General features: G+C 71.7%; 11 protein-coding genes. 7 read left to right on the top strand and 4 right to left on the bottom strand.

All coding sequences use genetic code 11. From position 1 onward, the window contains the following. Positions 1-63 precede the first annotated feature (63 nt). The gene (moeZ, locus tag OOK38_RS07430; protein WP_266762494.1) at positions 64-1,242 is read left to right on the top strand and encodes an adenylyltransferase/sulfurtransferase MoeZ; all 1,179 of its coding nucleotides are present in this window, start codon (positions 64-66) and stop codon (positions 1,240-1,242) included. Positions 1,243-1,313: 71 nt separating this feature from the next. Here moeZ and OOK38_RS07425 read toward each other — a convergent pair whose 3' ends face one another. The 3 genes from OOK38_RS07425 to OOK38_RS07415 all read right to left on the bottom strand — a co-directional run bounded on the left by OOK38_RS07425 (position 1,314) and on the right by OOK38_RS07415 (position 7,587). Next, positions 1,314-2,870, bottom strand: coding sequence for an alpha/beta hydrolase (locus OOK38_RS07425; protein WP_266762496.1), 1,557 nt, complete (start codon positions 2,868-2,870; stop codon positions 1,314-1,316). A gap of 116 nt (positions 2,871-2,986) precedes the next feature. Then, entirely contained in the window at positions 2,987-4,531 is a 1,545-nt protein-coding gene (locus OOK38_RS07420; RefSeq protein ID WP_266762498.1) for an alpha/beta hydrolase, read from the bottom strand. A 212-nt stretch (positions 4,532-4,743) separates the two neighbouring features. Continuing rightward, positions 4,744-7,587, bottom strand: coding sequence for a lysylphosphatidylglycerol synthase transmembrane domain-containing protein (locus OOK38_RS07415; RefSeq protein ID WP_266762500.1), 2,844 nt, complete (start codon positions 7,585-7,587; stop codon positions 4,744-4,746). Positions 7,588-7,772: 185 nt separating this feature from the next. Here OOK38_RS07415 and OOK38_RS07410 point away from each other — a divergent pair, with 185 nt between their 5' ends. From OOK38_RS07410 to nudC, 5 genes are all read left to right on the top strand, one after another. Next, the gene (locus OOK38_RS07410) at positions 7,773-8,138 is read left to right on the top strand and encodes an MGMT family protein (protein WP_323178786.1); all 366 of its coding nucleotides are present in this window, start codon (positions 7,773-7,775) and stop codon (positions 8,136-8,138) included. A 248-nt stretch (positions 8,139-8,386) separates the two neighbouring features. Then, positions 8,387-12,076 (top strand): ATP-dependent DNA helicase, encoded by a 3,690-nt coding sequence (locus OOK38_RS07405; RefSeq protein ID WP_266762504.1) that lies wholly within the window; start codon positions 8,387-8,389, stop codon positions 12,074-12,076. A 201-nt stretch (positions 12,077-12,277) separates the two neighbouring features. Further along, entirely contained in the window at positions 12,278-15,898 is a 3,621-nt protein-coding gene (locus OOK38_RS07400) for an ATP-dependent DNA helicase (protein ID WP_266762506.1), read from the top strand. A gap of 4 nt (positions 15,899-15,902) precedes the next feature. Further along, complete coding sequence (locus tag OOK38_RS07395; protein WP_266762508.1) at positions 15,903-17,321, top strand: dipeptidase; 1,419 nt, start codon at positions 15,903-15,905, stop codon at positions 17,319-17,321. A 95-nt stretch (positions 17,322-17,416) separates the two neighbouring features. Next, positions 17,417-18,364, top strand: a complete 948-nt coding sequence (nudC, locus tag OOK38_RS07390; RefSeq protein WP_266762510.1) for an NAD(+) diphosphatase — start codon at positions 17,417-17,419, stop codon at positions 18,362-18,364. A gap of 6 nt (positions 18,365-18,370) precedes the next feature. Here nudC and OOK38_RS07385 read toward each other — a convergent pair whose 3' ends face one another. Beyond that, the gene (locus OOK38_RS07385) at positions 18,371-18,613 is read right to left on the bottom strand and encodes a mycoredoxin (protein WP_266762512.1); all 243 of its coding nucleotides are present in this window, start codon (positions 18,611-18,613) and stop codon (positions 18,371-18,373) included. A gap of 345 nt (positions 18,614-18,958) precedes the next feature. On the opposite strand from OOK38_RS07385, the gene OOK38_RS07380 reads away from it, so the two are divergent. Then, on the top strand, positions 18,959-21,154 hold the full coding sequence (locus OOK38_RS07380; RefSeq protein WP_266762514.1) for an ATP-dependent DNA helicase UvrD2: 2,196 nt from the start codon (positions 18,959-18,961) through the stop codon (positions 21,152-21,154). Positions 21,155-21,176: the final 22 nt, after the last annotated feature.

Raw genomic sequence — 21,176 nt, 5'->3', positions numbered from 1 at the left:
AGAAGGGCGTGGCAGTGTTACGGGGAGAACAACTGTAGTGATTGACCGACCAACGGAGTCCCCGTGTCGCTGCCACCCCTGGTCGAGCCAGCCTCTGAGCTCACCGTAGACGAGGTCCGCAGGTACTCCCGCCACCTGATCATCCCCGATGTGGGCATGGACGGGCAGAAGCGGCTGAAGAACGCCAAGGTGCTGTGTGTGGGCGCCGGCGGCCTCGGATCGCCGGCGCTGATGTACCTGGCCGCGGCCGGCGTCGGCACGCTCGGCATCGTGGAGTTCGACGAGGTCGACGAGTCGAACCTGCAGCGCCAGATCATCCACAGCCAGGCTGACATCGGCCGTTCCAAGGCCGCGTCGGCGCGCGATTCCGTACTGGGCATCAACCCGTACGTGAACGTGGTCCTTCACGAAGAGCGGCTCGAGGCCGAGAACGTGATGGACATCTTCAGCCAGTACGACCTGATCGTCGACGGCACGGACAACTTCGCGACCCGCTACCTGGTCAACGACGCGTGCGTGCTGCTCAACAAGCCGTACGTGTGGGGCTCGATCTACCGCTTCGACGGCCAGGCCTCCGTGTTCTGGTCCGAGCACGGACCCTGCTACCGCTGCCTCTACCCGGAGCCCCCGCCGCCGGGCATGGTCCCCTCCTGCGCCGAGGGCGGTGTCCTCGGCGTGCTGTGCGCGTCGATCGGCTCCATCCAGGTCAACGAGGCGATCAAGCTCCTCGCCGGCATCGGTGAGCCGCTCGTCGGCCGCCTGATGATCTACGACGCCCTGGAGATGACGTACCGCCAGGTGAAGGTCCGCAAGGACCCGAACTGCGCGGTCTGCGGTGAGAACCCGACCGTCACCGAACTCATCGACTACGAGGCCTTCTGCGGCGTCGTGTCCGAGGAGGCGCAGGAGGCGGCCGCCGGCTCGACGATCACTCCCAAGCAGCTCAAGGAGTGGATCGACGACGGCGAGAACATCGAGATCATCGACGTCCGCGAGATCAACGAGTACGAGATCGTCTCGATCCCCGGCGCCAAGCTGATCCCGAAGAACGAGTTCCTCATGGGCACCGCCCTGGCGACCCTGCCGCAGGACAAGAAGATCGTCCTGCACTGCAAGACGGGTGTCCGCAGCGCGGAGGTCCTCGCCGTCCTGAAGTCCGCCGGTTTCTCCGACGCCGTGCACGTCGGCGGCGGTGTGATCGGCTGGGTCCACCAGATCGAGCCCGAGAAGCCGGTGTACTGACCGACCGCTCGGCCCGCTCTTTCGATGGCGGGGGTTTCGCGAACCGGGTGTTCGCGAAACCCCCGCCGTCGTCATGAACAGACCTTGCCGTCCTTCGGCACCGTCCCGTCCAGCAGATAGCGGTTCACGGTCGAGTCGACGCAGTCGCTCCCGCTCCCGTAGGCGCCATGGCCCTCGCCCTTCCAGGTGAGCTCCACGCCCACACCCTTGCCGAGCTCGTCCGCCATCCTGCGGGCGCCCTCGTAGGGCGTCGCCGGGTCCCCGGTGTTGCCGACGATCAGGACGGGTTCGGCTCCCGGCGCACTGACCTCGGGGGTGTCGTACTGACCGGCCACCGGCCATTCGTGGCACCAGCCCGCCGTGTCCCAGCCCATGAAATCGCCGAAGACGGGCGAGATCTTCTCGAACTCGGGCAGCCGCTTCTTCGTCTCCTCGGGAGTCGGGCGCTGCTTGTCGTCCAAGCACGATATGACCCGTTGGGAATGCGTCGTCGTGCCGTAGTGCCCCGAGGCGTCGCGTTCGTTGTAGCCGTCGGCGAGCGTCAGCAGCTCCGAACCGTCCCCGTTCCCGGCCGCCTTGAGGGCGCTGGTGAGGCTCGGCCAGCCCTGCTTGCTGTACAGCGGCAGCACGATGCCGGTGAGGGCCAGGGACTGGCTGAGCTTGCGCCCGCTGCTGGTGGGCAGCGGCTTCGCGTCGATCCGCTTCAGCAGGTCCGCGATCTTCCGGGAGCCCTGCTTCGGGTCCTGGCCGGTGGACTTGAGGTAGTCGTCCAGGGCGCGCTGGAAGCCCAGCGTCTGGTTCCTGGCGTGGCCCACGGTGTCGGCGCTCGGGTCGACGACCGCGTCGAGCACCAGGCGGCCCACGTTCTTCGGGAACAAGTGGGCGTACACACCGCCCAGTTCGGTGCCGTAGGAGATGCCGAAGTAGTGCATCCGGCGGTCGCCGAGGACCTGGCGCATCAGGTCCATGTCGCGGGCCGTGTCGGTCGTCGAGACGTGGGCCATCAGCTTGCTGGCCGCCTTCTCGCAGCCCTTGCCGAAGTCCGCGGCGTCCTTGAAGTACGCCGCTTCCTCGGCCGCGTCGTCCGGTGTGGCGTCCAGCGACTCCGAGGCCTGGATGGCCTTGTCGCCACGGCATCGCACGCCTTCGCTGGCGGCCACCCCGCGCGGGTCCCAGCTCACCAGGTCGTACCGGTCGTGGAGCGAGCCGACGACGCTTTCGTAGGACGGCAGCGTGGAGACGCCCGAGCCGCCGGGGCCGCCGAAGTTGAACAGGAGGGAGCCGATGCGCCTGCCCTGGGCGCCGGTCGCCTTCGAGCGGACGAGCGCGAGGCCGATCGTCTCGCCGCCCGGCTTCGCGTAGTCCAGCGGCACCTTGAGCGTCGCGCACTGCCAACCGCCCCCGGGCGCGGGGGAGTCCGAAGTGGCTTTGCAACGGCCCCAGTCGAGCTCCTGCGAGGTGAGCGAGGCCGGCAGTCCGGGCGACCCGCCGGAAGTCGGCGCGGTGGCCGACGGTGGTCCGTCGCCGTTCTTGCCCTCGTCCTCGCCGTCGCCGGACGAGCCCCCGCTGCAGCCGGCCACCAGCAACGCGGCGGCGGCAGCGGCCGTCCACCGTGCGAAACGTGTCATGAGCGTCCCCCCTTGCCCGTGGTCCGCCCGAAGTCGCGGATCACATGCAGGCAATAGTAGGCGGCGGCCGCCGACCGCCGCGGAGACCTGTGGATAACGCTCTGACCTGCACTTTTCTAGGAACAGACGGTGCCGGTCGACGGCACCTCGCCCTGCAGCAGATAGCCGTTCACCGCGCCCTGCACGCACTTGTTCTTGCTGTCGTACGCTCCGTGCCCCTGACCTTTGTATGTCAGCTCGACACCGACGCCCTTACCGAGCGCGCCCACCATCGCACGGGCGCCCTCGTACGGCGTGGCGGGGTCGCCGGTGTTGCCGACCACGAGGATCGGTGCCGAGCCGGGGGCGCTGACGTCCGGGTGGTCGGCCGCTCCCGCCACGGCCCAGTCGGTGCAACTGACCATGCCCCAGGCCAGATAGTCCCCGAACAGGGGGGAGGCGGCCCGGAACTCCGGAACCTTGGACTGCACGTAGTCCGCGGTGTAACGCGGCTTGTCGTCGGCACAGTTGATGGAGACGTTCGCCGCGGCGATGTTGCTGTACTGGCCGTTCTCGCTGCGCCCGTTCATCGAGTCCGACAGCAGCATCAGCACTCTGCCGTCGCCGTCGTACGCCTGCTGAAGTCCCTCCGTCAGGTACTCCCAGAAGTCCTTGGAGTACAGCGACTGCGCGATGCCGCTGGTCGCGGCGGTCTGGGTGAGTTCGCGCGGGAAGACGCCGGGGATCGGCTTGGTCTCGAGGTCCTTCAGCAGTCTGGCGATGCGGTCCTTGACGTCCTGCGCGGTGTCGCCGATGGGGCAGTCCTCCACCTTCGAGGTGCAGTCCTCGGCGAAGTTGTCGAGCGCGAGCTGGAAGCCTCTGGCCTGTCCGAGGGAGCTCTGTTCCGGGTTCTGGGTCGGGTCGACGACCCCGTCGAAGACGGCGCGGCCCACGTTCTTGGGGAACAAGTGGGCGTAGACCCCGCCCAGTTCGGTGCCGTACGAGATGCCGAAGTAGTGCAGCTTGTCGTCGCCGAGCACCTGCCGCATCAGGTCCATGTCGCGGGCCGCGTCCGTGGTGCGCACATGGGGGAGGACCTTGCCCGAGTTCTTCTCGCACGCCCCGTTGAAGGTCCTTGTGTTCCCCAGGAGCTCCTGCTGTTCGGCGGTGTCGTCCGGAGTGGCGTCCTGCTGGAAGTACTCGTCGAGCTCCCGGTCGTTCTCGCACTTCACGCCCGCGCTGCGGCCGACACCGCGCGGGTCGAAACTCACCAGGTCGTAGCGGGTGCGCAGGGCGGCGTAGTCCTTTCCGAAGGCGGGCAGGGTGGTGACGCCCGAGCCGCCGGGGCCGCCGAAGTTGAAGATGAGCGAGCCGATGCGCTTGCTCGCCGCGCCGCTCGTCCTCGCCCGGATCAGCGCGAGCCCGATCGTGTCGCCCTTGGGCTCGGCCCAGTCGAGGGGCACCTTCAAGGTGGCGCACTGCCACTCCGTACCGCCCGGCAGGGGAGAGGGGGCGCTGCCTCCGCCCTCTGCCTCGGACGGTGCCGGGCACTCCTTCCAGTTCAGCTTCTGCGCCGTCAGATCCTCGTCCTTGGACTCACCGCTGCAGCCGGACACGCACGAGGTCAGCAGGACGGCGGTGGCGGTCAGGGCAGCGGCGCGCAGCTGGGGCGGGTTCGGCATGTTCCCCATCCTGCGGGCGCTCGGGGTGGGGCGCTCGGGGCGCGAGCCGTGTGGGTGAGGGCGCGCCGCGGGGCCCGTACGCGGTGGGACGGGGCAGGTACGAGGCGGTCCGGTCGGCGTTGGGCCGGGTGGGCACGCGGTGGGCCGAGCCGCGGACGAGGCGGTCCCGCGCGGTGGGCCGAGCCGCGGACGGCCGGTCCTCGCGCGGACCGCTAGAGCGCGCCCTTGCGTGTCAGATGGTTGAAGTACAGCCATCCGGGCAGCACCGGAATCCACAGCGTCAGCAGCCGGTACAGCAGCACCGCGGGCGCCGCGACCTCCTTCGGGAGCCCGACGGCGATCAGGCCGACGGTGAGGGTCGCCTCGACCGCGCCGATACCACCGGGGGTCGGCGCCGCCGAACCCAGCGCGTTGCCGGCGAGGAAGACGACGGCGACACTGGCGAGGCTGAGGGAGGTCGTCTCCTCGTTGCCGAACGCGCGGATCGACGCGTCGAGGCACATCACGAAGCAGGCCGTCAGCAGCAGCATGCCGCCGATGCCGGTGATGAGCTTCTGCGGCCGCTGCAGCACGTCGAGCATGCGCGGTACGACGCCCGCGAACAGCGACCGCACGCGCGTGGAGACGAACTTGCGCAGCAGCGGCACCGACGTCACCACGAGGACGAGTACCGCGACGGTCAGCAGACCCGCGATGACCGTACGGGACGGCGACAGGGACGGTGTCTTCTCGGTACCGGTCAGATAGCCGAAGGAGAGCAGCATCAGGATGTGACAGCCGAGCCCGAACAGCTGCGACGCGCCGACGCTCGCCACCGCGAGTCCGGGCCGCACACCGGCACGCTGCAGGAAGCGTGTGTTGAGGGCGACGCCGCCGACCGCGGCGGGCGCCACGATCTTCACGAACGAACCGGCGACCTGCGCGGCCACGGTCCGAAGGAAAGGCACCCGCTCCGGTACGAAGCCCAGCAGGCTCATCGCCGCCGCGAAGTAGCTCAACGCCGAGAACAGCACCGCCGCGGCGACCCAGCCCCATTCGGCGTTGTCGAAAAGCGTGCCGAACGGGGTGTGGGTGAGCTGCGTGAGCAGGAAGTACGCGCCGATGGCGCCGGCGATGAAACTGATCAGTGTGCGCGGCCGGATGCGCTCCAGGCGGGCCGGTTCGACCGGGGCCTGCGGTCTGATCAGCAGCACCTGGTGGCGGATCTGGGTGAGCAGATCCTCCTCGCGCGCTTCCTCCAGGGCGTCGTCGATCGCCCGTTTCTCGGCTCGCTGCTCGGCGCGTACGGCCTTCTTGCCGGGCTTCTCCGGCGCGGGCGCCGCGGCTTCCCGCGCCTCCTCGGCGCGGGCGAGCTTGGCCTGATGCGAGGCCTCCAGCACCGCGTCGCGTTCGCGTTGCGAGCGCTCCCGGGCGAGTTTGCGCAGCGTCGCGCGCGTGGAGCGCGTCAACGCGATCGGCTGGAGCAGGGGCAGACAGTCCGCGACCGCGTCCGGGCCGAGCACGCCGACCGCCGACGCCACCGCCCGCTCGGCGCCCACGCGCAGCCCGAGGGTGGTCAGCAACTGGGCGATGTCCATGCGCAGCAGCAGATCGCCCGCCGCGATCTCGCCGCCGCGCAGGTCGGTGAGGATCACCGTGCCGGAACGATCCACCAGAATCGCGTCGCCCGCGAGCCTGCGGTGCGCGATGCGCCGGGACTGGAGCGCCTGCACCTGGTGCCAGGTGTCGCGCAGCAGATCGTCGGTGATGAGCTCGTCGGGCAGCGAGTCGAGGGTGCGGCCGCCGGTGTGCTCGTACACGAGCATCACTGCGTCGGGGCCCAGCTCGGAGGTCGCGATCAGCTTGGGCGCGTTGGCGCCGGCCGCGATGGCCGCGTACGCGAGCAGGGCTTCCTGCTCCAGGGCCTGGCGCAGTGACTGGAGGCTGCGGCGGGTGGTGATGCCGCGCAGCGTCAGACGGCGCCAGACGCGGTAGAAGAACCCCTGTGCCTGCTGTTCGCGGTCGACGACCGTGACGTCCAGCGGTGGACCGTCCTCCAGGGTGACGAAGTAGCGTCGGCCCCGGTCGCCGCTCTCCGCGGTCTCCGGAGCCTCTTCGCGGGCCGCGCTGACCGGGTGGAAGCCGACGTGCCGAAGACCCGCCATCAGCGTCCGTCCGGTGGGCCGCACGTTCGGTGAGCCGACCGCGTACAGCGTCCCGTAGGCGACGGTCCAGCCGATCAGCACCGTCAGGATGATCGAGAACGGGGTCGTGTAGCCGGTCACCAGCATGGAGAAGGCGTCGAGGAGCAGGACGACCCAGAGCACCCCGCGCCAGCGCGGTCTGCGGGACATGCCGACGGCCGTCATGTAGGCGATGACCGGTGCCAGATAGCCGTGCACCGGGTCGGTCAGGGCGTGGATGTCACCCGGCGACGGCTGGGTGAGCGCCTCCTGGATGGAGTCCGGGGCGCCCTTCGCGACCCAGAGGTCCGTGGCGAGTGTCACTCCGTGCGCGAGGACCGCGGCGAGGACGCCGTCGGCGATGCGCAGTCCGTCCCGCTTGATCAGTCGCTCGATGGCGAAAGCAACCGGTACGAGAAGGATCGCGATGCTCGAGGCCAGCCCCGCGATCTTGATCAGCAGATCGGGTGCCTGCCCGGTGCCCTTGTTGATGTCCTGTTCGAGGCCCGAGGTGGTGCCGTGCGCGAACGCGGCGATGGCGAGCAGCACCACGATCGCGAGAACGCCGACCAGGAGCCGCATCAGGTCGGACGGGCGGTGCACGCGCGCGGGGAGCAGCGGTTCGTCGCCTTCGACCTCGTCGGCGTGCGCCTCGTCGGCGCAGTCGGCGTCCCGCTTGACCTGCCGCTTGTCGTCCCCGTACGCCCGAGACGCTGTCTCGTGGGTCCTAGGAGGGGATCCCTCGCCCTCGTCGGCAGCGGTTTCGTTCGGATCGGCGGCGGACTCGTTCGTCCCGCCGTCCGGGTCCTTCTCGTCGACGCTGCCGGTGTCCGGGCGTGACGAGGCAGCGGAGGTGCCCTCCGCGTCTTCGGGGTGCACGCCCTGCTGCCTCATAGTCTCTTCTTGATCTCGTATCACCAGTCACCGCCCGCACGATGGTGGCATGCCCGACCGACACACGGGGGCATCAGGGTGCAAATGCGGGGCGCGCAGTCTGCCCCGGGCGTCGCTCCGGGGCGGGGGATACGCACAGTCGCCGCCGCGTCACGTTGTCGGTGGGGTGGGGCAGGATGGGGCGGATGAGCGAGGAGAGCCTTCCGGCGGATGCCCTGCCGGAGTACGCGGAGCGGGTCCTTGAGGTCGCCGAGCTGATCCCGCCCGGGCGCGTCATGACGTACGGAGACGTCGCCGAATGGCTGGAAGAGGGCGGGCCGCGCCAGGTGGGCAGGGTGATGGCCCTCTACGGAGGAGCGGTTCCGTGGTGGCGTGTCATACGCGCCGACGGTGTGCTGCTCCCCGGCCACGAGCTGGACGCGCTGGCCCACTACCGCGCCGAGGGCACGCCTCTGAGGGAGGCGAGCCGGGCCTCCGAGGGGCATCTGCCACGCGTCGACATGAGACGGGCGCGATGGGACGGCGGCGAACGCGCGGAAGGTCACACCTGACAGCTTCCGGCATTCACGGGGCGGAAGGGGAAACTGGAGCCCGTACGAGGGAAACGAGGCACATCCGTGACATGCCGTACGTTCGTGAAGCGGGGGACGCACGTGGCGTGAGGGAAGAACCGGAAGCCCTCCTTCCGCGAACCGTACCGGCGTAGCGTCGTCGGCGCGCGTCCCTCTCACCCCGCGGTCACCGCCCTCCACGCGCGGCAGTCCGCCAACCAGTACGACCACCAGGACCGGCGAACCACGTGAGCTCCACTTCTTCCACCAGACGCCCGACGCACCCCCCGGTGCGTCAGGGGGCCCGTGGCGCGTACCGGCTGGTGCGCACTCCGCCGGCCCGGGTGGATCCCCCTCGTCTTGACGCAGGACAGCGCGCGGTGGTTGACCACGGGAGCGGTCCGCTGCTGGTGCTCGCCGGGCCCGGTACGGGCAAGACGACCACGCTCGTCGAATCCGTGGCCGCCCGGATCGCACGCGACGGCGACCCGGAACGCATCCTGGTGCTCACCTTCAGCCGGAAGGCTGCCGTCGAGCTGCGCGACCGCATGGCGCTCCGCATAGGGGCCGCCCGGGCACCTCAGGCCACCACGTTCCACTCCTTCTGCTACGCACTGGTCCGCGCCCACCAGGACAGCGACCTGTTCGTGGAGCCGCTGCGACTGCTGTCCGGCCCCGAGCAGGACGTGGCCGTACGCGGGCTGCTCGCGGGCCAGCCCGACCTGGAGCGGCTGGGGCTCGCCCATGTGCGCTGGCCGGACGAACTGCGCGCCTCCCTCACCACGCGCGGCTTCGCCGACGAGGTCCGCGCGGTCCTCGCCCGCAGCCGGGAACTCGGGCTCGGCCCCGACGCCCTGGAGGCCTTCGCGCGGCGCATCGGCCGCCCGGACTGGGGCGCGGCGGCCGCGTTCCTCGCCGAGTACCTCGACGTCCTCGACATGCAGGGAGTCCTCGACTACGCGGAACTGGTCCACCGCGCGGTGCTCCTCGCCCGGCGCCCCGAGGTCGCCGAGCGGCTCGCGGCGCAGTACGACGCCGTCTACGTGGACGAGTACCAGGACACCGACCCCGCGCAGGTGCGGCTGCTGCGCGCCCTCGCCGGCGGCGGGCGCACCCTCGTCGCCTTCGGCGATCCCGACCAGTCGATCTACACCTTCCGGGGCGCCGACGTGAACGGCATCCTGGACTTCCCCGACGCCTTCCCGCGCGCGAACGGCCGTCCGGCTCCGGTCGAGGTCCTCGGAACGTCCCGCCGCTCGGGGGCCGTCCTGCTGGCCGCCACCCGCCTGCTCACCCAGCGCATGCCGCTGACCCGGCTGCCTGCGGAGAAGGTGCGCGCCCACCGCGAACTGTCCGCGGTGCGGGACGGGGGACACGCCGAGGTCTACACGTACCCGACGTCCGGCACGGAGCTCGCCAACATCGCGGACATCCTGCGCCGCGCCCACCTGGAGGACGGCGTTCCCTGGGGCGAGATGGCCGTCCTGGTGCGCGCCGGTTCCCGGACGATCCCCACGATCCGGCGGGCGCTCACGTCCGCGGGCGTGCCCCTCGACATCGACGGCGACGACCTGCCCCTGCGGCACGAACCCGCGGTCGCGCCGCTGCTGACGGCGCTGCGGGCGGTGGCCCGGGCCGAGTCGGGCGCGGACGGGATGTCCGGTGCCGCCGCCGAGACGCGTGCCGATGCGCCCGACGACGCTGATGCGCCGGAGGTCTCCGAGGGCTCCGAGGGCTCCGAGGTCTCCGAGGCCACTGAGGCCACTGAGGCCACCGAGGGCACCGAGGGCACCGAGGGCGAGGATGCGCCGGAGGCTGCCGCAGTTCCCGAAGTCGCCGCAGTTCCCGAGACCGCCGAGGTTCCCGAGGCTCTCGATGAGCTGGGGGCCACCGGGGTCACCGGGGTCACCGCGGTCTCCGGGGTCTCCGGGGTCTCCGGGGTGATCGGGGTCTCCGACGGTGCCGGTGAGCCGGAGGGCGTCGGCGCCACCGAGGACCCCGAAAGCGTCGGCCTGCGGCAGGGCGGCGACCCACGTGAGGGCACCGCCGACGCGCACGACGCGTGCTGGCTCGACACCGAGACCGCGCTCACCCTCCTCGCCTCACCGCTCGCGAGCATGGACGCCGCCGACCTGAGGCGCCTGGGACGGGCGCTGCGCGAGGAGGAGCGCGCCGCCGGAAACCTCGTACCGCCGCCGTCCGACGACCTGCTCGCCCGCGCGCTGGCCGAGCCGGAGCGGCTCGTCGCGCACGATCCGGCGTACGCCCGGGGGGCCCAGCGCCTCGGCGCGCTGCTGCGCAAGGCGCGTGAGCGTCTCGCGGGCGGCGGGACGGCCGAGGAGGCCCTCTGGGACCTGTGGGAGGGCACACCGTGGCCGCAGCGCCTGGAGCGGGCCGCCCGGCGCGGCGGCGCGGCCGGACGCAACGCCGACCGGGACCTCGACGCCGTGTGCGCGCTGTTCGCGACCGCCGGGCGCGCGGAGGAGCGCACGGGAGGCCGTGGCGCCCTGAACTTCCTGGAGCAGATCGACGCCGAGGACATCGCGGCGGACACGCTCACCCGCAGGGCCGTCCGCCCCGATGCCGTACGCCTGATGACGGCGCACCGCTCCAAGGGCCTGGAGTGGCGCCTCGTCGTCGTGGCGGGCGTCCAGGAGGGCCTGTGGCCGGACCTGCGCCGCCGCGGTTCCCTGCTGGAGGCCGACCGCATCGGGCGGGACGGGCTGGCCGAGCCCCTCACACCCGGGGCCCTCCTTTCCGAAGAGCGCCGGCTGTTCTACGTGGCCGCCACGCGCGCGCGTGAACGCCTCGTCGTGACCGCCGTGAAGGCGCCCGCCGACGACGGCGACCAGCCCTCCCGCTTCCTCACCGAACTCGGCGTCGAACCCAAGGACGTGACCGGCCGGCCGCGCCGCCCCCTGTCCGTCGCCGCCCTGGTCGCCGAGCTGCGCGCCACCACGGTCGACCCGCGCGTCTCGGAGAGCCTCAGGCAGGCCGCGGCGGTCCGCCTCGCCCGGCTCGCCGCGCTCGCCGACGAGGACGGCCGCCCGCTGGTCCCCTCCGCGCACCCCTACCGCTGGTGGGGCATGTACGAACCGACGGAGAGCAAGATCCCGCTGCGCGACCGCGACCAGCCCGTCGTGCTCTCCGGAAGCGCTCTCGACCAACTCGCCAACACCTGTGCCCTGCAGTGGTTCCTCGGGCGGGAGGTGAAGGCCGACGCGCCCGCGACAGCCGCCCAGGGCTTCGGCAACGTGGTGCACGTCCTCGCCGACGAGGTCGCGTCCGGACGTACTCCCGCCGACCTCGCCGTCCTCATGGAGCGCCTCGACTCCGTGTGGAACGCGCTCGCCTTCGACGCACCCTGGAAGTCCGCGCAGGAGAAGGAGCACGCGCGCGTGGCGCTCGAACGCTTCCTGAAGTGGCACGTGATGGACCGCACCGGCCGTACGCCGGTGGCCAGCGAGCACGACTTCGACGTGACCCTCGAAGCGGGCTCCTACGAAGTGCGCATCCGCGGCTCCATGGACCGTGTCGAGGCGGACTCCGAGGGCCGCGCCTACGTGGTCGACTTCAAGACCGGCAAACAGGCGCCGAGCGCCGCCGAGGTGACCCACCACCCGCAGCTCGCCGTCTATCAGCTCGCCGTCGGGGAAGGCGCGGTCGACGACGTCTTCGACGGCGTACGCCCCGAACCTGGCGGCGCCGAACTCGTCCAGCTCCGCCAGGGAGCCGCCAAGAAGAACGGCGGCGAGACCCTCCCCAAGGTGCAGGCGCAGGAGCCGCTGGAGGGCGAGTGGGTCGGCGATCTCCTGGCGAACGCCGCCGGCAAGGTCCTCGACGAACGCTTCTCGCCGACGACGGGACAGCACTGCACGCACTGCTCGTTCCAGGCGTCCTGCAGTGCCCGGCCGGAAGGACGGCAGGTAGTCGAGTGACAGGTCCCGGAGCGGGTACCGGGCGGGGCCGGTCTCCGGGGCCCGTGCCGGTGCCGTTCGCCGGGCCGCCGGTCCGGGCGGGCCGGAGGGCGTGACGTCACCCGACGTGACGTACGGCACCACCCGTGCTGACCAGCGGTTCTTCCGCCCCGGACGCCGATGTGGCCACCGCTGTCAGCGGGCGCCGCTAGCCTCTGCGACATGCCCGCCCGTATCTCCGACCCCGAGCAGCTCAAGGAGCTCCTCGGTATCCCGTTCACCCCGGAGCAGACGGAGTGCATCACCGCACCGCCCGCCCCGCAGGTGATCGTGGCCGGAGCCGGTTCGGGCAAGACCACGGTGATGGCGGCACGCGTGGTGTGGCTGGTCGGCACCGGACAGGTCGCCCCCGAGCAGGTCCTCGGCCTGACGTTCACCAACAAGGCGGCGGGCGAACTCGCCGAGCGCGTCCGCAAGGCGCTGGTCAAGGCGGGCGTCACTGACCCGGACGTCATCGACCCCGACAACCCGCCGGGCGAACCGGTCATCTCCACGTACCACGCCTTCGCGGGCCGCCTGCTCACCGACCACGGCCTGCGCATCGGGCTCGAACCGACCTCCCGGCTGCTCGCCGACGCCACCCGCTACCAGCTCGCCGCCCGGGTGCTGCGTGAGGCCCCGGGCCCGTATCCGGCGCTGACCCGCTCCTTCCCGGACCTGGTCGGCGACCTCCTGACACTCGACTCCGAGCTCTCCGAACACCTCGTACGGGCAGAGGACCTGCGCGCCTACGACGCCGAACTGCTCCGCACCCTGGAGAGCGCCAAACTCACCAACGCGGACCTGCGCAAGGTCCCCGAGGCCGCCGCCGCCCGGCGTGAACTCGCCGAGCTGGTGGGCCGCTACCGCGCGGCCAAACGCGAACGCGACCTCCTCGACTTCGGCGACCAGATCGCCCTCTCCGCCACCCTGGCCCGCACCCGTCCCGAGGTCGGGGAGATCCTGCGCGACGAGTTCCGGGTCGTCCTGCTGGACGAGTACCAGGACACGTCGGTGGCCCAGCGCGTCCTGCTCGCCGGACTGTTCGGCGGCGGCACGGGGCACCCCGTGACCGCGGTGGGCGACCCCTGCCAGGCGATCTACGGCTGGCGCGGCGCCTCCGTGGCCAACCTCGACGACTTCCCCGAGCACTTCGCGCGCCCCGACGGCCGCCCCGCGACCCGCCAGTCGCTCAGTGAGAACCGCCGCAGCGGCGGCCGCCTCCTCGACCTCGCCAACGGCCTCGCGGAGCCGCTGCGCGCCATGCACGCGGGCGTGGAGGCCCTGCGGCCCGCCCCCGGAGCCGAGCGGGACGGCCTGGTGCGCTGCGCGCTGCTGCGCACCCACGCCGAGGAGATCGACTGGCTCGCCGACTCGATCGCCCATCTCGTACGCACCGGAAAGGCACCCGCCGAGATCGCCGTCCTGTGCCGCACCGCCACCGACTTCGCCGAGATCCAGGGCGCACTCGTCGCCCGCGACATCCCCGTGGAGGTGGTGGGTCTCTCCGGTCTGCTGCACCTGCCCGAGGTGGCCGACCTCGTCGCCGTCTGCGAGGTCCTCCAGGACCCCGGGGCGAACGCCTCCCTCGTCCGGCTGCTCACCGGGCCCCGCTGGCGGATCGGCCCGCGCGATCTCGCCCTCCTCGGGCGCCGCGCACGTCTGCTCGTGTCCCACGCGCGCGTGGGGTCCGACGACGACCCGGACCGCCGGCTCGCCGCGGCCGTCGAGGGGGTCGACCCGGCCGAGGTGATATCGCTCGCGGACGCCCTCGACACCTTCCTGGAGACGCCCATCGAGGCCGCCGGGGACGACGACGGGCTGCCCTTCTCGCCGGACGCGCGGGTGCGCTTCGCCCGGCTCGCCGCCGAGCTGCGCGACCTGCGCCGCTCGCTCGCCGACCCCCTGATGGACGTCCTGCACCGGGTGCTCGCCGTCACCGGACTGGAGGTCGAGCTCTCGGCGTCCCCGCACGCCCTGGCCGCCCGCCGCCGCGAGACCCTGTCGAACTTCCTGGACGTCGCCGCGTCCTTCGCCTCCGGCGACGGCGAGGCGAGCCTGCTGGCCTTCCTCGGCTTCCTGCGCACCGCCGCGCAGTACGAGAAGGGTCTGGACAACGCCCTGCCCGGCGGCGAGAACACCGTCAAGGTGCTCACCGCGCACAAGTCCAAGGGCCTGGAATGGGATGTGGTCGCCGTCCCCGGCCTCGTCAACGGCACCTTTCCCAGCAGTCAGGGCCGCGAGAAATGGACCGCCCAGGGCAAGGTCCTGCCGCACGAACTGCGCGGCGACGCCGACACGCTGCCCGACATCGACGCCTGGGACGCGAGGGGCGTCAAGGCCTTCCACGAGGCCATGAAGGAGCACCAGCACACCGAGGAACTGCGCCTCGGCTACGTCACGTTCACCCGCCCCCGCTCGCTCCTGCTCGGCTCCGGCCACTGGTGGGGCCCCTCCCAGAAGCGTTCGCGCGGCCCCTCGGCCTTCCTGCACGCCCTGTACGACCACTGCGCGGCCGGACACGGCGAGATCGAGGTCTGGGCGGACGAACCGGCGGAGGACGAGGAGAACCCGGCCCTGCACGAGGCGGCCGCCGACCACGCCTGGCCGCTCCCGCTCGACGACACGTCCCTCGCCCGGCGTCGCGCGGCGGCGGAGACCGTACTCGCCCACCTGGAGCGGGTCGCCTCTCACGACGAGGTCCACCCGGGGGCCGGCAGCCGCCGGCCCGCCGCCCACGACCCCGCCGCGTACGACGACCCGGAATGGCCGCCTCCTCCGGAGGACGACGTCCCGCCCTACGACGAGGACGACCTCCCCGAAGACGACTTCTCCGAAGGTGACTATCCCGAGGACGCGTTCCCGGAGGGCGACTTCGCGGAGACCGCCCTCGCCGGGGGCGATGACTCGGACTCCGACTGGGACTCCTGGACGACGGACCGACCGGGGGACCGCCCGGCCGATCGCCGGAGCGGACGTCCGACGGTCCCGCACCAGGCCCAGGGCCCGGCCCCTGCCGACCGGCCGCACCCCCGGGAGACCGGGAGCGGTCGCCTCACGCCCGAAGAGGCACGCACCCTCGCCTCCTGGGACCGTGACCTGGACGCGCTGACCGGAGAGCTCCTGCGCGCCCGCGCGAGCGTCACCGACGTACCCCTGCCCGCGTCGCTCACCGCCTCCCAGTTGCTGCGCCTGGCCGACGACCCGGACGGCTTCGCACAGGAGCTCGCCCGCCCCATGCCGCGCCCCCCGCAGCCCGCCGCGCGCCGGGGCACGCGCTTCCACGCCTGGGTGGAGTCCCGCTTCGAAGAGCTGCGGCTGCCGATGCTCGAGCCCGAGGAGCTGCCGGGCGGCGAGGCGGAGATCGCCGACGAGCGGGACCTGGAGGCCCTGAAGGACGCCTTCGAACGCTCTCCCTACGCGCACCGCACTCCGTACCGCGTCGAGGCACCCTTCCAGCTCGCGATCGCCGGCAGGGTCGTCCGCGGCCGGATCGACGCCGTCTACAGGAAGGACGACGGCGACGGGACGACGTACGAGATCGTCGACTGGAAGACCAGCCACACGCGCACCGCCGACCCTCTGCAGCTCGCGCTGTACCGACTGGCCTGGGCCGAGCAGCAGGGCGTGCCCCTGGAATCCGTCACGGCCGCGTTCCTGTACGTCCGCGGTGGCGAGGTCGTACGACCGGACGGGCTTCCGGACCGCGCCGCACTGGAGCGGCTGCTCACGGAGGACCCGGCGGGCCCGCGGGACGGGGCTCCCGGTGAACCGCCGGACGAACGCGTCTCTGTGGGCGGATAGGCTCATGAACATGAGCAAGCCCGTTGACAACGCCGTCAGCACCGTCCGCGCATACATCGAGACCCACCGGGCCGCCTTCCTCGACGACCTCGCCGAGTGGCTGCGCATCCCGTCGGTCTCCGCTCAGCCCGACCACGCGGCGGACGTGGCACGCAGCGCCGACTGGCTCGCCGCCGAACTCCGGGCCACCGGCTTCCCGACCAGCGAGGTCTGGCCGACCGCGGGCGCCCCGGCCGTCTTCGCCGAGTGGCCCTCCGAGGACCCCGACGCGCCCACGGTCCTCGTCTACGGGCACCACGACGTGCAGCCGGCCGCCCGCGAGGACGGCTGGGACACGGAGCCCTTCGAGCCGGTGATCCGCGGCAATCGCCTCCACGCGCGCGGGGCAGCCGACGACAAGGGCCAGGTGCTCTTTCACACACTCGGTGTCCGGGCCCACCTCGCCGCCACCGGGCGCACCACCCCGGCCGTGCACCTCAAGCTGCTGATCGAGGGCGAGGAGGAGTCAGGCTCCCCGCACTTCCGCGACCTCGTCGAACAGCACGCTGAGCGGCTCGCGGCCGACGCCGTGATCGTCTCCGACACCGGCATGTGGTCCGAGGACACCCCCACGGTCTGCACCGGCATGCGCGGCCTCGCCGAATGCGAGATCGAGCTCCACGGGCCCGACCAGGACATCCACTCCGGATCGTTCGGCGGCGCCGTGCCCAACCCGGCCACCGCGGCCGCCCGCCTGGTCGCCGCCCTGCACGACGAGCACGCGCGCGTGGCTGTCCCCGGCTTCTACGAAGGCATCACCGAACTCACCGACCGCGAGCGCGAACTCTTCGCCGAGCTGCCCTTCGACGAGGAGCGGTGGCTGCGCACGGCCAGGTCGACCGCCACCCACGGAGAGGCCGGGCACACCACCCTCGAGCGCGTCTGGGCCCGCCCGACCGCGGAGGTCAACGGCATCGGCGGCGGCTACCAGGGTCCCGGCAGCAAGACGATCATCCCGTCCTCGGCCCTGGTGAAGCTCTCCTTCCGGCTGGTCGCCGGACAGGACCCGGATCACATCGAGAAGGCCGTACGCGCCTGGGCGGCCGAGCAGGTACCCGACGGCATCCGGCACGAGATCACGTTCGGCGCGGCCACGCGCCCGTGCCTGACGCCACTGGACCACCCCGCCCTGCAGTCCGTCGTACGCGCCATGGGCCGCGCCTTCGAGCAGCCGATCCGCTTCACCCGCGAAGGCGGCTCGGGACCGGCGGCCGACCTCCAGGAAGTCCTCGGCGCCCCGGTGCTCTTCCTGGGCATTTCCGTTCCCTCCGACGGCTGGCACGCCCCCAACGAGAAGGTCGAACTCGATCTCCTCATGAAGGGCGTCGAAACGACCGCCCACCTGTGGGGCGACCTGGCCGAGAACTGGCGCGAGACACACTGAACAAGCCGATCGACACCCTCAACAGCGCACCGCACGCCCGTCCTGCCGAACCGCCCGCCGAAATAACCGTTCCACCGGGGGAGTTGGAAGCACCCGTGACCACCTGGACCGACCACAGCGCCGACCGTCCCATCTCGCTCACCGCGCCGAGCGGAATCGACCGGGCCGCCCACCACCGGCTCGACGAGGCCTGGCTCGCGGCGGCGTGGAGCCACCCCACGACCCGCGTCTTCGTGGTCTCCGGCGGTCAGGTGCTCATCGACGAGACGGCCGACGGCGCCACCGAACTGCTGATGACGCCCTCGTTCGAGGCCCCGCTCACCGAGGCGCACCGGTATTTCCTGGGCACGGACGACGACGGGGTGAGCTATTTCGCGCTCCAGAAGGACGCGCTCCCCGGCCGCATCGACCAGTCCGCCCGTCCCGCGGGCCTGCGCGAGGCCGGTCTCCTGCTGTCCCCGCGCGACGCCGGCCTGATGGTGCACGCGGTCGCGCTGGAGAACTGGCAGCGATTGCACCGCTTCTGCTCCCGATGCGGTGAGCGCACGGTCATCGCGGCCGCCGGTCACATCCGCCGCTGCCCCGCCTGCGGTGCCGAGCACTACCCGCGCACCGACCCGGCCGTGATCATGGCCGTCACCGACGACGAGGACCGCATCCTGCTCGGCCGCCAGGTGCACTGGCCCGAGGGCCGCTTCTCCACGCTCGCGGGCTTCGTCGAGCCCGGGGAGTCGATCGAGCAGTCCGTGCGCCGAGAGGTCTTCGAGGAGGCGGGCGTCACGGTCGGCGAGGTCGACTACGTCGCCAGCCAGCCCTGGCCGTTCCCCTCCAGCCTCATGCTGGGCTTCAGGGCCCGCGCCACCTCGTCGGAGATCGACGTCGACGGCGAGGAGATCGAGGAAGCCCGCTGGTTCTCCCGGGACGACCTGCGGGCCGCATTCGAGTCCGGGGAGGTGCTGCCTCCCTACGGAATCTCGATCGCGGCCCGCCTGATCGAACTCTGGTACGGCAAGCCCCTGCCGACGCGGGGGCACATCGCCTGACGTCGGTCAGACGCTGATCTTCTGCTTGACCTGCGCGAGCGAAGGGTTCGTGAGCGTCGAACCGTCCGGGAAGAGAACGGTGGGAACCGTCTGGTTCCCGCCGTTCGCCTTCTCGACGAACGCCGCGGACTGCGGGTCCTGCTCGATGTTGATCTCGTTGTACGTGATGCCCTCGCGGTCCATCTGGCTCTTGAGCCGACGGCAGTAACCGCACCACGTGGTGCTGTACATCGTCACAGTGCCCTGCATGTCTAATGCGCTCCTTCACGGCTTCGGGTGCGTGGTCGCTGCCAGTGGAACGCAGGTCACCCGGTCGCCATTCCCGTGGGGGGTATCGGACGCGCCCGCCAGGGACGTGACGCTCGCCGCTCCGCACCGCATCGCAGGCGGGACGGCCGCCGCAGGGGATCGGCGCGACACCCGGGGATGGCCGAGATGCGACCCCCGTCGCACGCGGGCGGACGTGACGCTTGTCGCACGGAGGCGTGGTGCTCGCCGCACCGAGGCCTGACGCTTGCCGCATTGATACGACTGCAGGCGCCTCCCTGTGGACAACCGGCTCATCCGTCTCCGCAGACCTGGCAGCATGGCGGGGTGACAGCAGCAACGCACTCCACCCTCTTCCCGCAGGTTCCGGACACGGCCGACGCGGTGCTCGACGGGCTCGACCCCGAGCAGCGCGAGGTCGCCACCGCCCTGCACGGTCCGGTGTGTGTGCTGGCCGGCGCCGGTACGGGCAAGACGCGCGCGATCACCCACCGCATCGCCTACGGAGTGCGCGCGGGGATCCTCCAGCCCTCCAGCGTGCTCGCGGTCACCTTCACCAACCGGGCCGCGGGCGAGATGCGCGGCCGCCTGCGCCAGCTCGGCGCCGGAGGAGTCCAGGCCCGCACCTTCCACTCCGCCGCGCTGCGCCAGCTTCAGTACTTCTGGCCGAAAGCCGTCGGTGGCAGTCTGCCCCGGCTCGTGGACCGCAAGATCCAGCTCGTCGCGGACGCGGCGGCCGCCTGCCGCATCCGCCTCGACCGCGGGGAGCTGCGGGACGTCACCGGCGAGATCGAGTGGTCCAAGGTCACCCAGACGATCCCCGCCGACTACTTCGCGGCCGCCGCCCGGGCCGGCCGCGAAGCCCCCCGGGACCCGGCCGAGATCGCCCAGATCTACTCGGCCTACGAGGACCTCAAGCGCGACCGCGGGGTCATCGACTTCGAGGACGTCCTGCTGCTGACGGTCGCCGTCCTGCAGGACCGCCACGACATCGCCGAGCAGGTCCGCTCCCAGTACCAGCACTTCGTGGTCGACGAGTACCAGGACGTCAGCCCGCTGCAGCAACGGCTCCTGGAGCTGTGGCTCGGCGAGCGGGACAGCCTCTGCGTGGTCGGTGACGCCAGCCAGACGATCTACTCGTTCACCGGTGCAACTCCGGACCACCTTCTCGACTTCCGCACCCGCCATCCCGGAGCCACCGTCGTCAAGCTCGTCCGCGACTACCGCTCCTCGCCCCAGGTCGTCCACCTCGCCAACGGGCTGCTCTCCCAGGCCCGCGGACGCGCCGCCGACCACCGCCTGGAACTGATCTCCCAGCGTCCCTCGGGCGCCGAGCCCGTCTACGCCGAGTACACGGACGAGCCCGCCGAGGCCGAGGGCGCCGCCCGCCGCATCCGTGACCTCGTCGCCTCGGGCGTCCCCGCCGGTGAGATCGCGATCCTGTTCCGCACGAACTCCCAGTCCGAGATCTACGAGCAGGCCCTCGCCGACGCCGGTGTGCCCTACCAGCTCCGCGGCGCCGAGCGGTTCTTCGACCGTCCCGAGGTGCGCAAGGCGGGCGCGGCCCTGCGTGCCGCGGCCCGCTTCGGCGGCAACGACTCGCTGCTCGACGATGTCGTCGACCTGCCCTCGCAGGTCCGAGCGGTGCTCTCGGGCGAAGGCTGGACCAGCAAGCCCCCGGCCGGCTCCGGCGCGGTCAGAGAGCGCTGGGAATCGCTGGCCGCCCTGGTGAACCTCGCGCAGGACTTCGCGACCGCCAAGCCCGGCGCGACGCTCGGTGACCTGATCGCCGAGCTCGACGAACGCGCGAGCGCCCAGCACGCGCCGACGGTGCAGGGTGTCACCCTCGCCTCCCTGCACTCCGCCAAGGGCCTGGAGTGGGACGTCGTCTTCCTGGTCGGTGTGGCCGAGGGCATGATGCCGATCACCTACGCAAAGACCGACGAGCAGATCGAGGAGGAACGCCGTCTCCTCTACGTCGGTGTCACCCGCGCCAGAGAGCACCTCTTCGTCTCCTGGGCCCTGTCCCGCTCGCCCGGCGGACGCGCGGGCCGACGCCCCAGCCGGTTCCTGGACGGTCTGCGTCCCGGCTCCGTCGCCACGGCGGGCCGCGGCGGTGGCGGCGCCTCGGGAGGCATCGAGCGCGGCGCCGGAAGCAGCGGCGTCACCGCCGTCCGGCGCACCAGCCGGACCCCGGCGCGCTGCCGGGTCTGCGGCCGAACGCTCACCGACGCGGGTGAGATGAAGCTGATGCGCTGCGAGGGCTGCCCCTCCGACATGGACGAGGGTCTCTACGAGCGGTTGCGCGAGTGGCGCGCGGTGCAGGCGCGGCGCAGCGGGCAGCCCGCGTTCTGCGTCTTCACCGACAAGACGCTGATGGCGATCGCGGAGACCGCGCCGGACGACGAGGGCGAGCTCGCACGGATCCCCGGGGTCGGCGTGCGCAAACTCAACCGCTTCGGAGCCGATGTTCTGGCCATCTGCGCAGGTGGCGAGGTCGAGGGAGACGGCGAGGGCGATTGATTCAAACTCGTCGAAAAAATAG

Origin of the sequence: Streptomyces sp. NBC_00568, from assembly GCF_026341855.1 — a bacterium.
In the GTDB taxonomy this organism is placed as follows: Bacteria; Actinomycetota; Actinomycetes; order Streptomycetales; family Streptomycetaceae; genus Streptomyces.
Note: the sequence above shows the minus strand (reverse complement) of the source record. Positions and strands in the feature narration are given on the sequence as shown.

Excerpts from the sequence above, each read along its gene's own strand:
- OOK38_RS07410 (WP_323178786.1), top strand. The coding sequence starts at position 7,773 with ATGAGCGAGGAGAGCCTTCCGGCGGATGCCCTGCCGGAGTACGCGGAG.
- OOK38_RS07385 (WP_266762512.1), bottom strand. The coding sequence starts at position 18,613 with ATGCAGGGCACTGTGACGATGTACAGCACCACGTGGTGCGGTTACTGC.
- OOK38_RS07415 (WP_266762500.1), bottom strand. The coding sequence starts at position 7,587 with ATGAGGCAGCAGGGCGTGCACCCCGAAGACGCGGAGGGCACCTCCGCT.
- OOK38_RS07395 (WP_266762508.1), top strand. The coding sequence starts at position 15,903 with ATGAACATGAGCAAGCCCGTTGACAACGCCGTCAGCACCGTCCGCGCA.
- OOK38_RS07400 (WP_266762506.1), top strand. The coding sequence starts at position 12,278 with ATGCCCGCCCGTATCTCCGACCCCGAGCAGCTCAAGGAGCTCCTCGGT.
- OOK38_RS07425 (WP_266762496.1), bottom strand. The coding sequence starts at position 2,870 with ATGACACGTTTCGCACGGTGGACGGCCGCTGCCGCCGCCGCGTTGCTG.
- OOK38_RS07420 (WP_266762498.1), bottom strand. The coding sequence starts at position 4,531 with ATGCCGAACCCGCCCCAGCTGCGCGCCGCTGCCCTGACCGCCACCGCC.